The sequence below is a fragment of the Burkholderia sp. E168m22 genome (assembly GCF_001319805.1).
In the GTDB taxonomy this organism is placed as follows: domain Bacteria; phylum Pseudomonadota; class Gammaproteobacteria; order Burkholderiales; family Burkholderiaceae; genus Burkholderia; species Burkholderia orbicola.
The window spans coordinates 25,231-42,198 of the sequence record NZ_BBSK01000111.1 but is presented as its reverse complement, the minus strand read 5'-3'; the positions used below and the strand labels follow the sequence as shown (position 1 = coordinate 42,198).

Sequence of the window (16,968 nt, the reverse complement as noted above, 5' to 3'; positions counted from 1 at the left end):
TATGAATACGTCTTCGCGCTATCAGTATCTGAATGTCGAACAACGGTCCTCCGGTGTCGCGATCGTTACGATGAATCGCCCGGAAATCCTGAACGCCATCAATTGGGACATGCACGACGAACTCGAACGGGTATTCGTCGAGCTGGATCACGACAAAGCGGTCAAGGCGATCGTGTTGACCGGCGCCGGTCGCGGGTTCTGCTCGGGCGGCGACCAGAAGTCGATCGACAACGGCAATATCCCGTCGGCGACGCGTGGTGGCCGTCACCTCATAAGAAACATGCTGGAGGTCGAGGTGCCGATCGTGGCGGCGGTCAATGGCGTGGCCGTGGGCCTGGGCGCGACGCTCGCGCTGTTCTGCGACATGATTTATGCGAGCCCGACCGCACGGTTCGCCGATACGCACGTCAATGCCGGTGTCGTCGCGGGCGACGGCGGTGCGGTGATCTGGCCGCTTCTGCTCGGGCCGGTCCGCGCGCGGCACTATCTGATGACGGGCGACTTCGTCAGCGCGGAGGAAGCGCTGACGATGGGGATGATCAACAAGATCGTCGAAAGCGACAAGCTGCTGGAGGCGGCGATCGATTACGCGGAACTGCTCGCGAGCGGCCCGCGCGACGCGATCGTCTGGACGAAGTACTGCGTCAACAAGCTCGTCAAGCAGAATGCCCATCTGCTTCTCGACACGTCGATCGCTCTGGAGACGATCACGTTCAATTCCCCCGAGCGCCGCGAAGCGGTGGCTTCGTTTACCGAAAGGCGCAAGCGCTTTGGAGACAACTGGAAATGAGCGCGGCACCGTGGACTTCCGGCAATCAATTCGCGACCACCACCATTCCGGCCTTGCTGATCGAGCGCGTGAAGAACGACGCCGACGCAAACGCGTTCTTTCAGAGGCGTGCCGGAGCGTGGGTGCCCACCACCTGGAAGGGCTATGCGAACGCAGTCTGTTCCGTATCCGCAGCCCTCGGCGCGGCCGGTGTCGCACGAGGCGATCGGATTGCCATCATGGGCGACGTATCGCAGGAGTGGCTGATTGCCGACATGGCGACGATCTGCTCGGGCGCGGTGACGGTAGGCGTCTATTTCACCGCGTCGGTCGAAGAGGTGCGCTACTACCTGGAGGATTCAGGGGCGACACTCGCTTTTGCCGGAAGTGCCGAACAGCTTCGGGTCATGAAAGCGGCCGATACGTCCAGCCGGCTCCTCAAGATCGTGGTGCTCGATCCGGACTGGAAGCGCTCGCCTGACGAAACCGGCATGAATGTCGTTTCACTCGCCGAGTTCGCGTCGCATTTTGACGGCGACGAAGTCGCTTATCTGCGTGAGCAGTCAGAGCTTGCGCGGCCGACGGACCTGGTGAGCCTGGGTTACACCTCGGGAACCACGGGGGCGCCGAAAGGCGCGATGCTGACGCACGTGTCGATGCTCGCGGGCGCGTTCACGTGGCCGACCTTCTGTCCGGCGATATTGTCCGAACCGCAGCGCATGGTGATCCATCTGCCGCTTTCGCACACGGTCGCGCGCATTCAGGCGACGACGCTGCCGTTGATCGCGAAGACGGTACCTTACTTCGTCGACGTGTCGGCCGATTTCGCGAAGTGCATTCAGGAAGTCAGACCGACGTCCTATATGGCGCCGCCGCGCTTCTATCAGAAGTTCGCGACCCAGATCATCAACCACGTGAACGGCAGCAGCGAAGCCGAGCGGAGAAACTACACGCTCGCGCTCGGCATCGCGCGGGAAGTGCTGGCCGATCGCCAGGATGCAGGCACGGGCGACCCGTTCAAGGAACAGCTCTACGCCATCTGCCGTGAGCACGTGTTCAAGCCGTTGCTGGCCAGAATCGGCTTCGACGATTTGCGCTATCCGTACACGGCCTCCGCTCCGGTGCCGCCCGAGGTCGTCACGCTGTTTCAGTTGTGGGGCGTCAACCTGAAAGAGAATTACGGGCAAACGGAGATGGTCGGCGGCAACCTCGCGCAGGTGACCGACTGGTCGAGGCCCGGCAACTCCGGCGTCCCGCTCGACGACCCCGCCTGGGAAACCCGCGTGTTGCCGGACGGCGAAATGATCGTTCGGGGGCCGGGGCTGTTCATCGGCTACTGGAACAAGGAAGCCGAAACGAAGGCCGCGCTGCGGGACGGCTGGCTGTACACCGGCGATATCGTCGACGTCGGCGCGGACGGGTCGTACAAGCTGATCGATCGAAAGAAGGAGCTCATCAATACGGCCGCCGGCAAATCGATCAGCCCGGTGCAGGTCGAAAACGAACTGCGCCAGAGTCCGTACATTACCGAGGCACTCGTGATCGGCGAAGGGCGCAAGTATCTGACGGCGTTGATCGAAGTCGACGGCACGCTCGCCATGGACTGGGCCAGGACGCACGACCCGTCGGTCACGCAGTACGCCGATCTGGCCAGTTCGCAGCCCGTTATCGACCTGATCCGTGAAGAAGTGGAAAAGGCAAATGCGAGGTTGGCGCGCGCGGAGCAGATCAAGGCGTTCAGGATATTCCCCGAGGAACTCACACCGGAAAACGGCGTGATGACCGCCACGCGCAAGAAACGCCGCAAGGCATTGATGGCACGCTACGCGCACATTATTGCCGGCCTTTACGACGATGCCGAAGAGCAGTTGATCAAGGAGCAGCTCGTCGGTTCAGGGACAGCAGCGTCCGTTCACCGGCAATAGGAATCGCCGGCAGCGCAATTGGCCACGAGAACCCGTCGACGGTGCGGCGTGGGTGATGAACGGTGCAACGCCACGGGTACTTCACCACGCATGCTTCATGCAAGGACCCGTGGCGCGCCGCCACGAAGCCGCACCGCCGTTCCGTCCACCGAGAGAGGTACCGCCGTGATAGCACTTTCCCCCGACCGCACGACCTTCCGCGAAGCCATGTCCCGTATCGGCGCAGCGGTGAATATCATCACCACCACGACACCTTCCGGCGATGTCGGCATGACGGTGTCCGCGGTGTGCTCCGTCACCGACGATCCTGCTACGGTGCTCGTTTGCATAGACCGGTCCAGCCGTCAATATGGACACTTCAGCAAGGCGGGCATCATCTGCGTCAACGTTCTTTCCCATGAGCACGAGATGCTTGCACCGATCTTCGCGGGCAAGGGCGATGTCCAGATGACCGAGCGCTTCACGTACGGCGAGTGGATCCGTCTCGTCACGGGTGCGCCGGTGCTGGCCACAGCGGCCGCGAGTCTCGACTGCACGGTGGACCGGAGCATCGACATCGGCACACATACGGTCTTTTTCTGCGCCGTGCAGGCGCTACATCTCGGCTCCGCGTGTACGGGCCTCGTCTATCACGGGCGCGCTTATCATCGGCTGCCGCAGCAGCATGCGTGACACGGCGCGGCCGTTCCCCAGCGACCACAAGGCCAGGCCGATTGTTGCCGTTCGAAGTTTCTGCTGACAGTGTCCGCCGATACTGCTGATGGGTGCGTTTGCGGTGGCGTAGTCAGCAAAGGACGAGAGCTACACCGGGACGATGGAAGTCGATGGTGGGCTGCCCCGGCGTTATACAAATAGCCGGTCTTCCGATGTAGAGCGATGACCTGGTGTAGGCGTTCATTATTAGCGCTAGCCGTGTTCAGAAACGTTGCTAGCGGAAATTCTCAAAGAAGCCTCGGCGAACAGGGACTTTTTGAAGCTTTCTGGCGGCTGCTTAGCCGTTGCGTTTCTGCAACGGAAACTTGGCCAATGTTCACTAACGTTGCTAGCACGTTGCACGTGTTCTTTAATACTGCTAGCGCACGTGTCGCGTGGATTGATAGGGATCCATATGGCTTCGATCGAAGAGCGGGCCGCTCGAGCAGCGAAGATTGCGTCCGTGCTTCGACCGCTTGGCAACGGCGTGCTTTCCCGACAGCAGGCTGAACGAGCAGCACAGCTATTAGGCGTTCACTGCACCACCGTATATCGCCTGCGTCGACGTTTCCTCGCAGATCCGGTCGCCAGCACATTAGAGCCAAGGCAGCCGGGTAGGGCGACCGGGGGCAGACTGGACGCCGCCGTCGAATGCGTCATCGACGAGGCCGTGCACGAATGGCTCCCTGATCAGCGACACCTTGCGCATCCTGCAACTGATCTTGTACTTGAGGTGAAACGTCGCTGCAGCGTTGCAGGTCTATCGCCTCCAAGCAGGTCAACAATTGCTCGACGGTGGCTCTCCTATCGCGAGCAGGATGCTTTGGCACGAGCTGCGCTCCCGAACGCTGCAGTTGCCCCTGGCACATTCCAGGTCCGACATCCGTTAGATATCGTGCAGGTTGATCACACGCAAGCGGACATCCTGCTCGTTAGCGAACTGGACGGACAGATTATCGGTCGACCGTGGCTGTCTGTGGCTCTCGACGTTGCTACGAGATGTGTGCTTGGCTTTTATGTCGCAATGGAGAGGCCGGGGGCTGCGACGGTAAGCTTGCTCCTCTCGCGCGTAGTTCTGCGCAAAGAGCCGTGGCTCGAAAGACTAGGCGTTGAGGCTGACTGGCCGATGCGCGGTATCCCTCGAACGCTGCATCTTGATAACGCGGCCGAATTCAAAAGCCGTGCCCTTCGCAGTGGATGCCGCGAGTACGGCATTGAACTGATGTACCGACCGGTGGGCAAGCCGCACTTTGGTGGCCACATCGAGCGGCTGAACAGGACCTTGATGGAGCGCGTACGTGGCCTCCCTGGTTCGACTGGATCGTCAGTCAAAGGGCGCAAGGCGCGCCAGGCCGAAAAGACAGCTTCGCTTACGTTGAAGCAGTTCGAGCAGTGGCTGGCTGTCGAGATCGGTAGGCGTTATCACTGCGGCCCCCACCGCGGTTTGTTGGGACTTCAGCCCGCGCAAAAGTGGCAGGAAACATGGCGAGCAGCGGATTCACGATGCTTGCCAGCTCAACCGGATGCCGAACTGAAGTTTCTGATCCGGTTCCTGCCAGTCGCATCCCGGACCATTCAGCGGGACGGCCTCAAGCTCTTCCTGATCCGCTATTGGCATCCCTTGTTCGCGGCATGGCGGGAAACACGCCGGTCCGTGACGGTCCGCTATCACCCAGAAGACCTCTCGCGCATCTTCGTAAGCGCTGGCAGAGGCAGTTTCGTTGAAGTGCGATACGCGGACTTGCGTCGGCCTCCCATCTCGCTGTTCGAACAGCGAGCAGCTTTGCGAGCTATCCGGGCTAGGGGACAACGGGCAGTATCGGAGAGGGAGATATTCGAGACTGTTGAGCAGCAGCGACAACTGGTCGTCACTTCCCAGCGGGCTACTCGAGCGCGACGCCGCATGGCACGTCAAGCTGGCGGTTTGGTTCCGAAGAGCAGCATCGAAGATCTCTCACTCACTGAACAGCGGCAGGTCGAGCAGGTAAACTACGACGCACCAGTTACCGCGTATGACGTTGAACAGTGGTAGGGGGCCAGCATGAAGCAAGATGATTTCGCGCATCTGCTACCCGCAGCAAGAGATCAGGTCCTACTCGGAAAAGAGGATCGCATAAAGAGTCTGCTACGTGACCGGTGGATCGACTATCCCCGAGCGACTGAAGCCTTACAGCTACTGCAGCGGCTCTATGACACGCCGAGACGTGAGCGCATGCCGTGTCTTCTGCTGCACGGCGACTCGAACATCGGGAAAACCAAGATAACGGCCAAGTTCAGGCGAGCGCACCCCAGCGAGTTCGACGAGAGAACCGGGGTAGAGCGGTGTCCGGTCGTGAGCGTACAGATGCCTCCCACCCCCGATCAGCACCGCTTTTACGCCGCCTTGCTCTTTGAGCTCGGTGCGCCACATAACCCCGCTGCAGGGCTTGCCACACTCGAGCGGCTCGCTCGCGACATCTTGCGGCGGATGTCGCCGCAGATGCTAATCGTAGACGAGGTCCATCACCTGCTCGCCGGAACCTACCGTGAGCAACGCGCCTCTTTGAACCTTCTAAAATACCGAGCCAACGACCTGCAGATTAGCATGGTCCTTGTCGGTACGCGCGATGCCGTTCTAGGGCTTCAGACCGATTCACAGATGATCAGCCGCTACAGACCATTCGAGATCCCAAGGTGGAGGGAAAGTGAAAGTCTTCGCAGGCTCATGGCTGCGTTCGAGAAAGTCTTGCCGCTACGAAAACCATCGAATCTGTCGCGACGTGAGATTGTCCAGCTCGTTCTCGAGATAAGCGGAGGGCTGACTGGCGCCATATCTACGATCCTCAACGAAGCAGCAGAGTTGGCGATCAGGAACGGTGACGAGTGCATCGATATCGCTCACCTAGAACGAGTTGCCCGCGCGTATGTCTGACACCCACCGGCCGTGGCCCATCGCACCTCGCCCCTTCCTGGAAGAGGCGTTTGGTAGCTGGTTGGGTCGAATCGCGGCGCGGTATCAGACGAGCGTAGACCTGATCTGGGAATCGGGCACAGGCGTAGCGATGCCTAGCCTGACCAAGGCCGGCTGGATCCTCTTTCCCCCAGTTCCATCCGCAACTCTGAGCCGTCTATCTCGCGTAGCGCGGCTCAACGATGGCATTCTGAGCATGATCCAGACGCCGCATGAGTGGGTCTTCGACCAGAAGTACTTGGTGTATTGCTTCAGATGTCTTGTTCTGAACGACGCCGATGTCACTGCATCACGGTGGAAGAGGGAGTGGCTCGATCCGTCAGCCGACTACTGCCGGGTGCACCACAGCCTGCTCGAGACTGTTCCGCAATCGATTTTCGCCAGAGCTCCGAATTTCGACGCCGCGCTGCGGGCGATATCACGTTATCGATGCCCACCGCTTAGGCTGAGCAAAACACTACGCTAGCAGTATTAGTGAACATTGCTAGCACTACTTTGGGCACGGCTAGCATTGATTGTGAACTGCTACACGAGCTGGCCGTGCCCGGCTTGCGCATCGGATTCAAATTCCGGTGGACCGCCCTCGGTGGTGGTGTAGCGACCGAGGCGAAAATCACGCAGCAAGCCCGCATGACGATCACGCCCGACCTGCCGCTGCCGTTTGACGCGCAAGCCGCCGCAAAGATCGGCGGATTGGTTATTGTGATCTCAGGCGCCTCTTGTCGTCATGCTCACTTTCGCACTGGGCGGCTGTTGAAATTCGGAGCGGTGACCTGGCCCACTCGATCAATCGCGCTGGCTGCGCGTTTTAGGTAGCATGCCGTGGAAGCAATGAAAAAGGGCTCCAACGGCATAAGCGATGGTCGCTTCACTGCCGCTGGAGCCCGTTCAGGGCCAGCCAGTTACTGGCCTGCGGCCAGTGCCTTAACCCTCTCGGTTGTTAGTGCGTTGCCGGCAATGCCCCAGTCACCGCTCTTTACTTCCTCAACGATAACCCAGGTAACGGGCCGCATGCTTTCGCCCTCGATCGACACCATGGCGTCGGTAAGGGTAGAAATGATCTTTTCCTTGTCGGCTGCGGAGAAAACGCCTTCGATGACTTTTACGTTAATGAGCGGCATAAGTGTTCCTTTGGTTCGTTTGAATTGATGCTGCTGTCTTGCCTTACGTCGGCTTGATTCAATGGTATTGCTTCACAATTGCATCTCGGATTCGTTCGAGGGACAGCCGAAGCTGCGCCCGCGGACACGCAAGATTGAGTCGCACTCTGCGGTCGCCGTTCTCGACGAACATCTCTCCGCCTTCCAGAACGACGCCTGATTTTTCAAGAAAGAAACGCGTGAGGTTGACTGAATCGTCGAAATAGGTCCGTAGGTCGATCCACGCCAGATAAGTCGCTTCCGGAACGCGAAATTTTGCTTTTGGCAAGTGATCGCTCAGAAAGTGTTGAGTCAGGGCGAAGTTCTCGTCCAGATACAGCCGCAGCGCATCCAACCACGGAGCGCCATCGCGGTACGCACCGATGGCGGCGGCGAGACTGAGCGGGTTCACGAACGGGTAGTGGCGCCGTTTCCATTCTGAGCGCAATTCCGGATCCGGGATGATGACGGTCGCGATCATCATTCCTGCCAGATTGAACGTCTTGCTAACGGCCATGCACGTGATGATGTCTGGGCTACCCGGGAACAACTTCGCCAACGGCGTGTGTGCATTTCCGGTTCTTAGCAAGTCGCAATGGATCTCGTCAGAAACAATCTTCACACCGTTTGCGATGCAGAGTTCACCCATTCGGCGCAGCTCGTCGCTTGTCCAGATCCGGCCGGTCGGATTGTGAGGGTGGCAGAGGAAAAAGAGCTTCACCGCCGGATCGCTAACTTTCGCTTCGAAGTCCTCAAAGTCGATCGAGTACTTGCCGTCGTCGGATGCGAGCATGCGTGACGTCACGAATTCGCGATCGCGCTGAAGCGCCGCGTGTTTGAAGTATCCATAGGCCGGCGTCAGACTAAGCACTTTGTCGCCGGGGCGGCACACATATTCTACGAGTGCGAAGAGGGCTGGTATGACGCCGAGTGAGACCTGCATTTCCTCGCGAGCGAAATGCCAGCTGTATCGTTGCGCACACCAGGAGTGGAAAGCCTGATAGAGCTGCTCGTCCAGGTCCGCCGTGTAGCCGAAGATGGGATGTTTGAGGCGCTCGGTAATGGCATCGATGGCGGCATCGGGGGCGGCGAATTGCATGTCGGCGACCCACATCGATATCAGCTCTTCTCTCGGCATCTCGAGTGCAAGTGCAGGTGCATCCGCTCCGAACAGATAATTCGCGAAACCTTCCTCCGCCATTGCATTTGTGTTGCGGCGGGAGATCGAGCGATCAAAGTTATAGCCCATACTGGATTCTCCATGTACGAAATCAAGCATTCAACGAGCCTCGCGCGATGCAGCTGTTGGTCTATCGCACCGACGGACGACGGCATATCCGCTTGACCTTTCGGTCCCATGACGCGCAACAGTTTCGAAGGCCTGCATTGACGTCGATGGGGAGTCTGAATGTGGCATGCAACCTGAGGCGACGCCTCGGCCGGTCCGGATCACGGTCGGCCGGCCAAGTTTCGCCAGATCTTCTGATGCTATTAAATGCCGATGGGAAGCACTTCGAACGACTTGGAAAAGTTGATTCGGAGACTTCCCATGCAAGCAGTCCGAGCCCGCCGTACCTCATCTCGCGTTCATGTCGGGGACCGGAATGATGCGTCGGCATTTCAGTCCGATTACGCGGTTTCCTGCTCGAAAGTCGGATAATCGGTGTAGCCCTTGGCACCAATGACGCCATAGAAGGTCGACCGATCGGGCTCCGTGAGCGGCCAACCGTTCTTCATCCGCTCCACCAAATCGGGATTGGAAATGAAGGCCGTGCCGAACGCGATCAGGTCAAGTTCTCCCTTCGCCAGTTCGGCTTCGGCGAGCTCCTGCGTGAAGCCGCCGGCGCCGATCAGCGTGCCTTGGTAGGCCTTGCGAAAGGCCGCACCAAAGCCATTCGGAGTACCTGCTGCAGAAATGGTCGTCTGATAGTTCAGGTGTACGAACGCCAGCTTCCGTTCGTTCAAGGCCGAGGCCATGCTCGCCCACGCATCCGCTTCCCCTTCGAAGGCCTCCATATCGTAGATGCGCCCGAACGGCGAGACCCGCACGCCCACCTTTTCACCGCCAATGGCGTCTGCCAGGGCGTCGATCGTCTCCAGCAAAAAGCGCTGACGATTAGCGATGGAACCGCCATATTGGTCGGTGCGGGTGTTCAGCGCGCTGCTCAGGAACTGGTCGAACAGGAAGGCATTGGCCGCCATCACTTCTACGCCGTCGAAGCCTGCGTCCATCGCCCGACGCGCGGATGCAACGAAGTCCTGAGTGACACGTTGCACTTCGTCCGTGGTCAGCGCACGCGGCACACTCGGGAGGACCGGGCCCTCCTTGCCGGGTTCTACCCACGCGTAGACCATGGTCGTGGTCGCCGGCACTTCGCCCGACGACACCGGAGCCGCATTGCCAGGCTGGATGGAAACGTGGGACAGCCGGCCAACGTGCCAGAGCTGGGCAAAGATTTTGCCGCCCTTTTTGTGCACGGCGTCGGTGACCTTCCGCCATCCTTCCGTCTGCTCGTCGGTGTACAGACCCGGCGTATACAGATAGCCTCGGCCCTCTTCGGACACCGGAAGACCTTCGGTGATGATCAAGCCGGCGGAAGCACGCTGCGCGTAGTAGAGCGCGGTGAGATCGTTGGGAATGTTATCGGGCGTACGCGTGCGCGTCATCGGTGCCATGACGACGCGGTTGGCGAGCTGCGTCCCGGAGAGATCGTAGGGCGTAAACAATTTACTCATCATGTTGCTCAAAATGTAGGTGCGCCAGGGCGCTGGTGAGTGTCGGGTTAAATGCGAAATGAAACGGATGGCTATCTAACAGCCGGGAATCTGCTTCACGCGCATTTCGGTCAGTCCGGAAAGAATCGATACCTTGTGAATGGGGGGCTGCCTAGTGAGCGCACCCGTCAATGCTGCAGCTCATGCCTCCGGTGTCTTCGCTTTCGTCCGGTACGTTCTCGGCGGAGTCGAACAACGCTTTTTCGAACACGGCAACTTCACGTGCGCCTGAGAGGTACGTTCGGTTGTTGAAGACAAACAGCGGAACGCCATTTGCGATTCGATTTGCCTCTGCTTCATCTCGCGCGATTTCGGACACCATCTCGCGATCGTCGAAGGAGAGCGACGCAGCAGAAATGCCGATGCTCTTCGCAAGGTCGATGAGCGCGGCTCTATCGAAGATGTCAATCCCGTCGGTCGTCGCGGCCCGGTAGATCGCTTCGATCATCCGTTGTTTGTCTTCGGACGTTTGGACACTTTTGACGAGTAGGTGCGCGTCGCTCGTATCGCCAAAGCGCATGGTCTCGAATCGGTAGTTCAGACCTTCCTGGGCTCCGGCCGAGCACACCGCATCCATCATTCTTTGCGCTGCTGTCGCGTTTCCGAACTTGGCATAAAGCGCGTCTGTAAAGCCGGTCGGAACCATGCCTCGCGCAAGACGGTAGGACTTGTGTGTCACGACCACGTCGACGTGCTGCGTCACGCCTTCTATCGCTTTTTCCAGGCGTCGTTTTGCGATCCAGCACCAGGGGCAGACAAAGTCCGACCACACTTCTACATTGACCCGCTTCATGTTTCATCCTCAGCTAGAAATTGCTGCCTCGTGGCGCTCCGCTCGCAGCGGTAGCGCCGGGTAGGACATTTACTCGCGACCGAGATGGTCCAGCGCGTCGAGGACATGAGTGCTATAGACCACAGCGGCGCCGGCATTGAGATTGATGGCGACACCAAGTGCTTCTGCGACTTCTTCCTTCGTCACACCGAGCTTGTTGGCTTCTGCCGCGTGAAAAGCGATGCAGCCGTCGCAGCGTGTTGTGACAGCGACTGCCAACGCAATCAGCTCTCGCGTCTTTGCGTCGAGATGATTTGTCTTGGCGCCGGCGGCACCGAGCAAACCAACGCCTTTGAGCGTGTCCGGGGTGTACCGTGCGAGTTCATGCACGCGACGGGTGACGGCGCCGATTGTTTCAGTCCAGTTTTCCATGGTTTTCTCCAAATAACAACCAACTAGTTGGTAGGGTAAATACTCAAATAAAAGAGCCATGTTCACGCGGAAAACGGCTCTGGCGCTGGGTGCAACGATGAATCGTTTGGGGAAGCGATCCCCTTTTTATGCTGCGGAGACGATGAGTCGAATGATGCCGCGGTCGAGCGTTTCGCCGTTCTTCATGGCCCACTCGACAAAGCTGGCTCCCTCTAGAACGCTCAATACCTGATACGCCTTCTGGCAGCTCCCCACACCGGCGGCGATCTCGCCGTCGCTGATGCCCTTGTCGATGACCCTGGTCAGCCAGCGCAGTTGCAGCTCGAAAAACCGGTGCGTGAGCTTCTGCAGTTCGGGCGGCAAAGCAGCCATCTCGGCGGCAAGCGCACCGCAGAGCGGGAGCAGGCTTCCATCACTGCTGGCGCGAAAGGTATCGAAAAATCCGTTCAAGCGGCCCCAGAAGTCCTCATTCTCGCGGTCGATTCGCTCGAACGCTTCCACCACTCTCGCGACATAGGCTTCCACAATCGCAACGCCCAGATCTTCCTTCGTCGGGAAGTGATGGTGAATGCTTGCCTTCCGGATGCCAACGGTTTCGGCCAGATCCGCATAACTGAAGGCGGCATAACCCCTCGAGCGCATCAGGCCTTCTGCAGCTTGAACCAACGCGTCGCGCGTACCTACTGCCATGCATCCTCCGGCACACTGCCATCTTCAATTGAACGAACCCAGCGAATCACTGCAAGCGGAGTCTACCTACTAGTTGGTTTTTTGTCAAGCATGACGGCGCATCTCGTCTTCGCAGCGGGCCAACCTTGCAGGGACGCCCCGCAAGCAGATGGTGGAGGAACGTGTCCCCAATTGCACTAACCGACCTCGTGCATTTTTTCATTGAGCGGGCAGAGCGGCAAATTCGTCCGATCAATCTCGAAGGAGCGTCACGACTACAAGGACGAGAAATGCCCTTGTGAAGCTACCAACTAGATGGTAGGCTTGCCGCGTGTTTGAACTTTTCCCTGCGCGAGAGCGCTCCTAGGAGGACCAGCAGATGACTACCCACCCGAACGGAATCGATGTGCCGGCTTTGCAGCAATTCGCGCAAGAAGTCGCCACGGACCCCACGAAGCGAAACGCGCGCTTCAACGTCAAGACGAAATGGGAACACCAGACGCGTTCCGTGGCGACTGTCAGCCACTATGAGCTGGGCGGGGTGACTCACCAGCGGCATTTCGAAATCGCAGCGGACGAACCCACCCAGCTTTTGGGCACGAATAGCGCGCCTAATCCGCAAGAGCTGCTCATGGCCGCGCTCAACGCTTGTTTGACGGTCGGATACGTGGTCAACGCCGCCGCGATGGGCATCACTGTCCACAGTCTGGAAATCGAGACCGATGGTGAGCTGGACTTGCGCGGTTTCCTCGGGCTCGACGAGAGCGTGAACCCGGGATACGACGAAGTGAGCTATGTCGTTCGCCTGCACACGGACGCTTCGCGCGAGCGTGTCGAGGAGTTGCACCAGGTCGTGACGAAAACTTCGGTCAACCTCGCGAATTTCTCGAAGGCGATCCGCATGGTCTCGACTCTCGAAGTCCGCGAAGGCTAACCAGCGGAGGTACTTGCGATACCGGCCGCGTTCTGCGTTCTGCGTTCTCCGCGAGGCGAGCTGATTCATGGACGCGGCAAGACGAGTAATGTCCGCGTTGGCGCGGCCGCGCATGCGGAACTGATCCAGACATTTAAATTAAGGAAGCCAAAATGAATGATTTTTCCGGTAAGAAACTTCTTGTCGTCGGTGGCACCAGCGGTATCGGGCTCGCAACGGCCAAACAAGTGCTGAAAAGCGGCGGTAGCGTCGTCTTGACGGGAAACAGGAAAGACAAAGCTGAAGCGGTCCGTGCCGAACTGAGCGGGCTCGGTCCGGTCTCCGTGATTGCGGCGAACCTCATGACCGAGGAAGGCATGAACGCCATCCGCTCGGAGATCAACGCGAATCACAAAGATATCTCGCTTCTGGTGAATTCTGCGGGCATCTTTGCTCCGAAGGCCTTCATCGACCACGAAGAATCTGATTACGACATGTACCTGTCGCTCAATCGTGCCACTTTCTTCATTACGCGGGACGTGGTCAGGAACATGCTCGCTGCGAAGCTCCAAGGCGCTATCGTGAACGTCGGGTCGATCGGAGCCCAGGCAGCGCTGGGCGACTCCGCGGCATCGGCGTATTCCATGGCAAAAGCAGGTCTGCACGCGCTCACGCGCAATCTCGCGATTGAACTCGCCGATGCGGGTATCCGAGTGAATGCTGTCTCGCCGGCGATCGTACAGACGTCGATTTATGAAGGCTTTATGGCGAAGGAAGACATTGCCGGTGCGATGAAAGCGCTCGAGTCGTTTCATCCGCTCGGACGCGTCGGTACGCCCGAAGACGTTGCAAACACGATCGTCTTCCTTCTTTCAGACAAGACCTCGTGGGTAACCGGTGCCATCTGGAATGTGGATGCGGGGGTGATGGCCGTGCGCAAATGATGGCTGTTTGGATGTACGCGCGCTAGCAGTACATGGGCGACGGAAACGTGATGAAGGAGGGGCTACCGCTGCCTCCAGCGGTGCTCCAACAGGACATTGAAGGCGTAGTCGGCGACTTCATGGACGGCGAGCAAGGAGTGTGCGATGCGATTTGCAGTCTATAAAACGGATGGGCACCGCGGCATCGCGGTGGAGCACGGCGGGCGATGGTTCGGGCTGACCGCCGAGGACACCGCCTATCCGGGCGATCTGGATGCGCTGCTGGCGCACGGCGCTGATCTTGCCGAAGTGGGCGCGCTTCTCGCGCGCGGCGCGCCGGTCGATCTCGAGGCGGTGCGCTTGCTGCCGCCGTTCGGACGGTCCGGCAAGATCGTCTGTGTCGGATTGAACTACCTCGACCACTCGACCGAGACCGGGTTTGCGAAGCAGGCCTATCCGACCGTGTTCGCGCGGTTTGCGTCGAGCCTGATCGGCCATGGCGACCCGATCGCGCTGCCGGCGCAATCGTCCCAACTCGACTACGAGGGCGAACTAGTGGCGGTGATCGGCAAGGGCGGACGCAGCATCGCGCGCGAGCGGGCGCTCGATCATGTTGCCGGCTATTCGATTTTCAACGACGCCACGCTGCGTGATTACCAGTTCCGCACGCCGCAATGGACGATGGGTAAGAACTTCGACGGGACGGGGGCATTCGGGCCGTGGTTCGTCACGGCCGACGAACTGCCGCGCGGCTGCAAGGGGCTGAAGATCCAGACGCGCTTGAACGGTGCGGTCGTGCAGGAGGCATCGACGTCGGACATGATTTTCGATGTCGAGACGCTGGTCGTGCTGCTGAGTGACGTGATGACGCTGCAGGCCGGCGATGTGATCGTCACGGGCACGCCTGCCGGTATCGGGATGGCGCGCGAACCGCAGCTCTGGATGAAAGCCGGAGACGTGTGCGAAGTCGAGATCGAGCGGCTCGGCGTGTTGCGCAACCCGGTCGCGTACGTGGGGACGGTCCGGCGCGACGCTTGACTTACGCGCATGGTGCTCTGCGCCCGGCTCGCAGGCGTTGTCAGGCAGGTTCTCTACATGCGAGGAGAGGCGGACGCGCGCGTAGGGTGCCGTGATCGTGAGCGTGACAACAGACAGAGGTGCCTGTCACGTTCGGACAGTCTTCTGAGATTTTAAGTGGGACGTCCGATGCGGTTATGCTGGTGATTTAGTCGCAGGCGAAGGATGATTACCCGTCGACGCAAAGAAGTCTGCTGGCTCGTCCGGCCTGGCGAAGTGCCTCCCGTATCTGAAAGATCGACTACAAGAGCTTGATCGGTAAAACGCGATTTGATTCCAAGGGCGATCTCCAGAATGCGACGATGACACTCTATACGTTCAAGAACGGGAAACGCGAAAGCCTGCGCGTACAACATTGAATATCGGGACACCCCGACACGACGTTCGGGGTGTCTGCTTCCTCTCTGGTCAAACGCGCCCGTGCGCTCAGTCGCCTGCAGCCAGGAAGTTCACCGGACCGTCAGTCAAACGCAAAGCGGGGGAACCCGATCCGCCCACGGTGCAGCGCGCTCAAGCTGCGCGGCGAGCGAGAACAGCAGCGACTCTGCGCCGAACGCCCCCGCGAAATGGCTGCCGATCGGCAGGCCTTGCTCGTCCCAGTAAAGCGGCACCGACATCGCGGGCTGACCGGTCGCGTTGAACCATGCCGTGAACGGAGAAAACCGATGCGCTCGATCGATGACTTCGCTCAACGACTGCGTGTCGTCCGCGGTCGCAAGTTCGGCCGGCGCAAGCGGCGGCATCGCGAGCGTCGGCGTTAGCAGCACGTCGTAGCGCTCCATCAACCGGCCGAACGTCCGGCCCAATGCATGGATCCAGTCGACGGCGCTCGCGTATTCGGCGCCGCTTGCATTGCCTTTCTCCCGCAGGATGATACGGGTGCGGGCCTCGATTTCGCCGTCGCGTACCGGAAGTCCGCGCTGGTTGCCTATCATGTCGACCAGCGCACGCGTTTGTGCGCCGATGATCGTGAATACACGGTCATAGAACGCCTCCGAATCGACCGGACTATCGAGCGGCTCGACGTGGTGTCCGAGCGAGCGCAGCAACGCGACGGTATGTGCGAGTGCGGGTCGGCAGGCCGGATGAAGCGGCCACGGTGGCGCTTGCTCTATCACGGCGATTTTTAGCGGCCGCGGATCGCGCTGCGTGGCCGCGAGAAACGTCTCCGGTTGGCATGGCGCCGCATAGGGCGCGCCGGTATCGGCGCCCGCGGTCAGGTCCAGCAGGGCGGCGCTGTCGCGAACCGAGCGCGTGATCGCGTGGTTGATGGCCATGCCGGCCCATCCTTCGCCGATCATCGGGCCATTCGGCGTTCGACCGCGTGTCGGCTTCAATCCGAACACGCCGCAGCAGGACGCGGGCACCCTCAGCGAGCCACCGCCGTCGTTGCCGTGCGCGAACGGCAGCACGCGCGCGGCGACAAGCGCTGCCGCGGCGCCGCTCGATCCGCCGGCGCTCACATGCGGATTCCACGGATTGCGTGTGACGCCGAAACGCGCTGAGGAGGTGCAAAACGACGTGCCCAGTTCGGGCGACAGCGAGGTTCCAGCGATCGGTATGCCCGCGCGCCGTAGGCGCCCCACGAGTTCGCCGTCGAAGTCGGGCCGGTAGTCGCCGAACAGGAACGATCCGTTCGCCATGCGTGCGCCGCGCACCGGCATGAAAAGGTCCTTGATGAGTGTCGGGACACCGGCGAGTACGCTCTCGTGGCCAGTGATGGTCGATGCGGCTAGTCTGGCCGTTTCGTCGAGGCGCTCTGCGACGGCATTCAGCGAGGGGTTGATCGCGTCGAGACTGGCGAGGACGGCGTCCAGCAGTTCCGTCGGCGTTACTTCTTTCTCGCGAACGAGCGCCGCGAGCGCGATGCCATCATGCGTGGCGATGAGCGTTTGGAAATCTTTCATAGGTCTATCGTTCGAGAACAAGAA

Annotated in this window: 17 protein-coding genes; 10 read left to right on the top strand and 7 right to left on the bottom strand. The window is 59.9% G+C overall.

The window, feature by feature from the left end:
- Position 1: 1 nt before the first annotated feature.
- From AP428_RS25725 to AP428_RS35885, 7 genes are all read left to right on the top strand, one after another.
- Positions 2 to 790: an enoyl-CoA hydratase/isomerase family protein gene (locus tag AP428_RS25725; RefSeq protein ID WP_011548529.1), complete on the top strand. Its 789-nt coding sequence runs from the start codon at positions 2 to 4 to the stop codon at positions 788 to 790.
- A complete protein-coding gene (locus AP428_RS25720; protein WP_011548528.1) occupies positions 787 to 2,694 on the top strand; it encodes a long-chain fatty acid--CoA ligase in 1,908 nt (635 codons plus the stop codon). Before AP428_RS25725 ends, AP428_RS25720 begins: the two co-directional genes overlap by 4 nt.
- Positions 2,695 to 2,859: 165 nt before the next feature.
- Positions 2,860 to 3,366 (top strand): flavin reductase, encoded by a 507-nt coding sequence (locus tag AP428_RS25715; RefSeq protein WP_226113947.1) that lies wholly within the window; start codon positions 2,860 to 2,862, stop codon positions 3,364 to 3,366.
- Positions 3,367 to 3,802: 436 nt separating this feature from the next.
- Entirely contained in the window at positions 3,803 to 5,419 is a 1,617-nt protein-coding gene (locus AP428_RS25710; protein WP_027791966.1) for a Mu transposase C-terminal domain-containing protein, read from the top strand.
- 9 nt (positions 5,420 to 5,428) lie between these two features.
- Positions 5,429 to 6,298 carry a TniB family NTP-binding protein gene (locus tag AP428_RS25705; protein WP_011548525.1) on the top strand — a complete coding sequence of 290 codons (870 nt, stop codon included), beginning with the start codon at positions 5,429 to 5,431 and terminating at the stop codon, positions 6,296 to 6,298.
- The gene (locus AP428_RS35890) at positions 6,291 to 6,803 is read left to right on the top strand and encodes a TniQ family protein (protein ID WP_011548524.1); all 513 of its coding nucleotides are present in this window, start codon (positions 6,291 to 6,293) and stop codon (positions 6,801 to 6,803) included. Before AP428_RS25705 ends, AP428_RS35890 begins: the two co-directional genes overlap by 8 nt.
- Before the next feature lie 8 nt (positions 6,804 to 6,811).
- Complete coding sequence (locus AP428_RS35885; RefSeq protein ID WP_011548523.1) at positions 6,812 to 7,153, top strand: hypothetical protein; 342 nt, start codon at positions 6,812 to 6,814, stop codon at positions 7,151 to 7,153.
- An 86-nt stretch (positions 7,154 to 7,239) separates the two neighbouring features.
- On the opposite strand, the gene AP428_RS25700 is transcribed toward AP428_RS35885, so the two are convergent.
- The 6 genes from AP428_RS25700 to AP428_RS25675 all read right to left on the bottom strand — a co-directional run bounded on the left by AP428_RS25700 (position 7,240) and on the right by AP428_RS25675 (position 12,145).
- Positions 7,240 to 7,458: a 4-oxalocrotonate tautomerase family protein gene (locus tag AP428_RS25700; RefSeq protein WP_011548522.1), complete on the bottom strand. Its 219-nt coding sequence runs from the start codon at positions 7,456 to 7,458 to the stop codon at positions 7,240 to 7,242.
- 58 nt (positions 7,459 to 7,516) lie between these two features.
- Positions 7,517 to 8,725 (bottom strand): MalY/PatB family protein, encoded by a 1,209-nt coding sequence (locus tag AP428_RS25695; protein WP_011548521.1) that lies wholly within the window; start codon positions 8,723 to 8,725, stop codon positions 7,517 to 7,519.
- Between the two features lie 380 nt (positions 8,726 to 9,105).
- A complete protein-coding gene (locus tag AP428_RS25690) occupies positions 9,106 to 10,215 on the bottom strand; it encodes an alkene reductase (protein ID WP_011548520.1) in 1,110 nt (369 codons plus the stop codon).
- A gap of 148 nt (positions 10,216 to 10,363) precedes the next feature.
- Entirely contained in the window at positions 10,364 to 11,044 is a 681-nt protein-coding gene (locus AP428_RS25685; RefSeq protein ID WP_011548519.1) for a DsbA family oxidoreductase, read from the bottom strand.
- A 69-nt stretch (positions 11,045 to 11,113) separates the two neighbouring features.
- Positions 11,114 to 11,455 (bottom strand): carboxymuconolactone decarboxylase family protein, encoded by a 342-nt coding sequence (locus tag AP428_RS35880; RefSeq protein WP_011548518.1) that lies wholly within the window; start codon positions 11,453 to 11,455, stop codon positions 11,114 to 11,116.
- Positions 11,456 to 11,581: 126 nt separating this feature from the next.
- Positions 11,582 to 12,145 carry a TetR/AcrR family transcriptional regulator gene (locus AP428_RS25675; protein WP_011548517.1) on the bottom strand — a complete coding sequence of 188 codons (564 nt, stop codon included), beginning with the start codon at positions 12,143 to 12,145 and terminating at the stop codon, positions 11,582 to 11,584.
- A gap of 358 nt (positions 12,146 to 12,503) precedes the next feature.
- Between AP428_RS25675 and AP428_RS25670 the strand changes: the two genes are divergently transcribed.
- From AP428_RS25670 to AP428_RS25660, 3 genes are all read left to right on the top strand, one after another.
- Positions 12,504 to 13,058, top strand: a complete 555-nt coding sequence (locus AP428_RS25670) for an OsmC family protein (RefSeq protein ID WP_011548516.1) — start codon at positions 12,504 to 12,506, stop codon at positions 13,056 to 13,058.
- A gap of 152 nt (positions 13,059 to 13,210) precedes the next feature.
- Positions 13,211 to 13,981 (top strand): SDR family NAD(P)-dependent oxidoreductase, encoded by a 771-nt coding sequence (locus AP428_RS25665; protein ID WP_011548515.1) that lies wholly within the window; start codon positions 13,211 to 13,213, stop codon positions 13,979 to 13,981.
- A 144-nt stretch (positions 13,982 to 14,125) separates the two neighbouring features.
- Positions 14,126 to 14,998, top strand: a complete 873-nt coding sequence (locus AP428_RS25660; RefSeq protein ID WP_011548514.1) for a fumarylacetoacetate hydrolase family protein — start codon at positions 14,126 to 14,128, stop codon at positions 14,996 to 14,998.
- A 503-nt stretch (positions 14,999 to 15,501) separates the two neighbouring features.
- Here the strand turns inward: AP428_RS25660 and AP428_RS25655 are convergent.
- Positions 15,502 to 16,944: an amidase gene (locus AP428_RS25655; RefSeq protein ID WP_011548513.1), complete on the bottom strand. Its 1,443-nt coding sequence runs from the start codon at positions 16,942 to 16,944 to the stop codon at positions 15,502 to 15,504.
- Positions 16,945 to 16,968 lie beyond the last annotated feature (24 nt).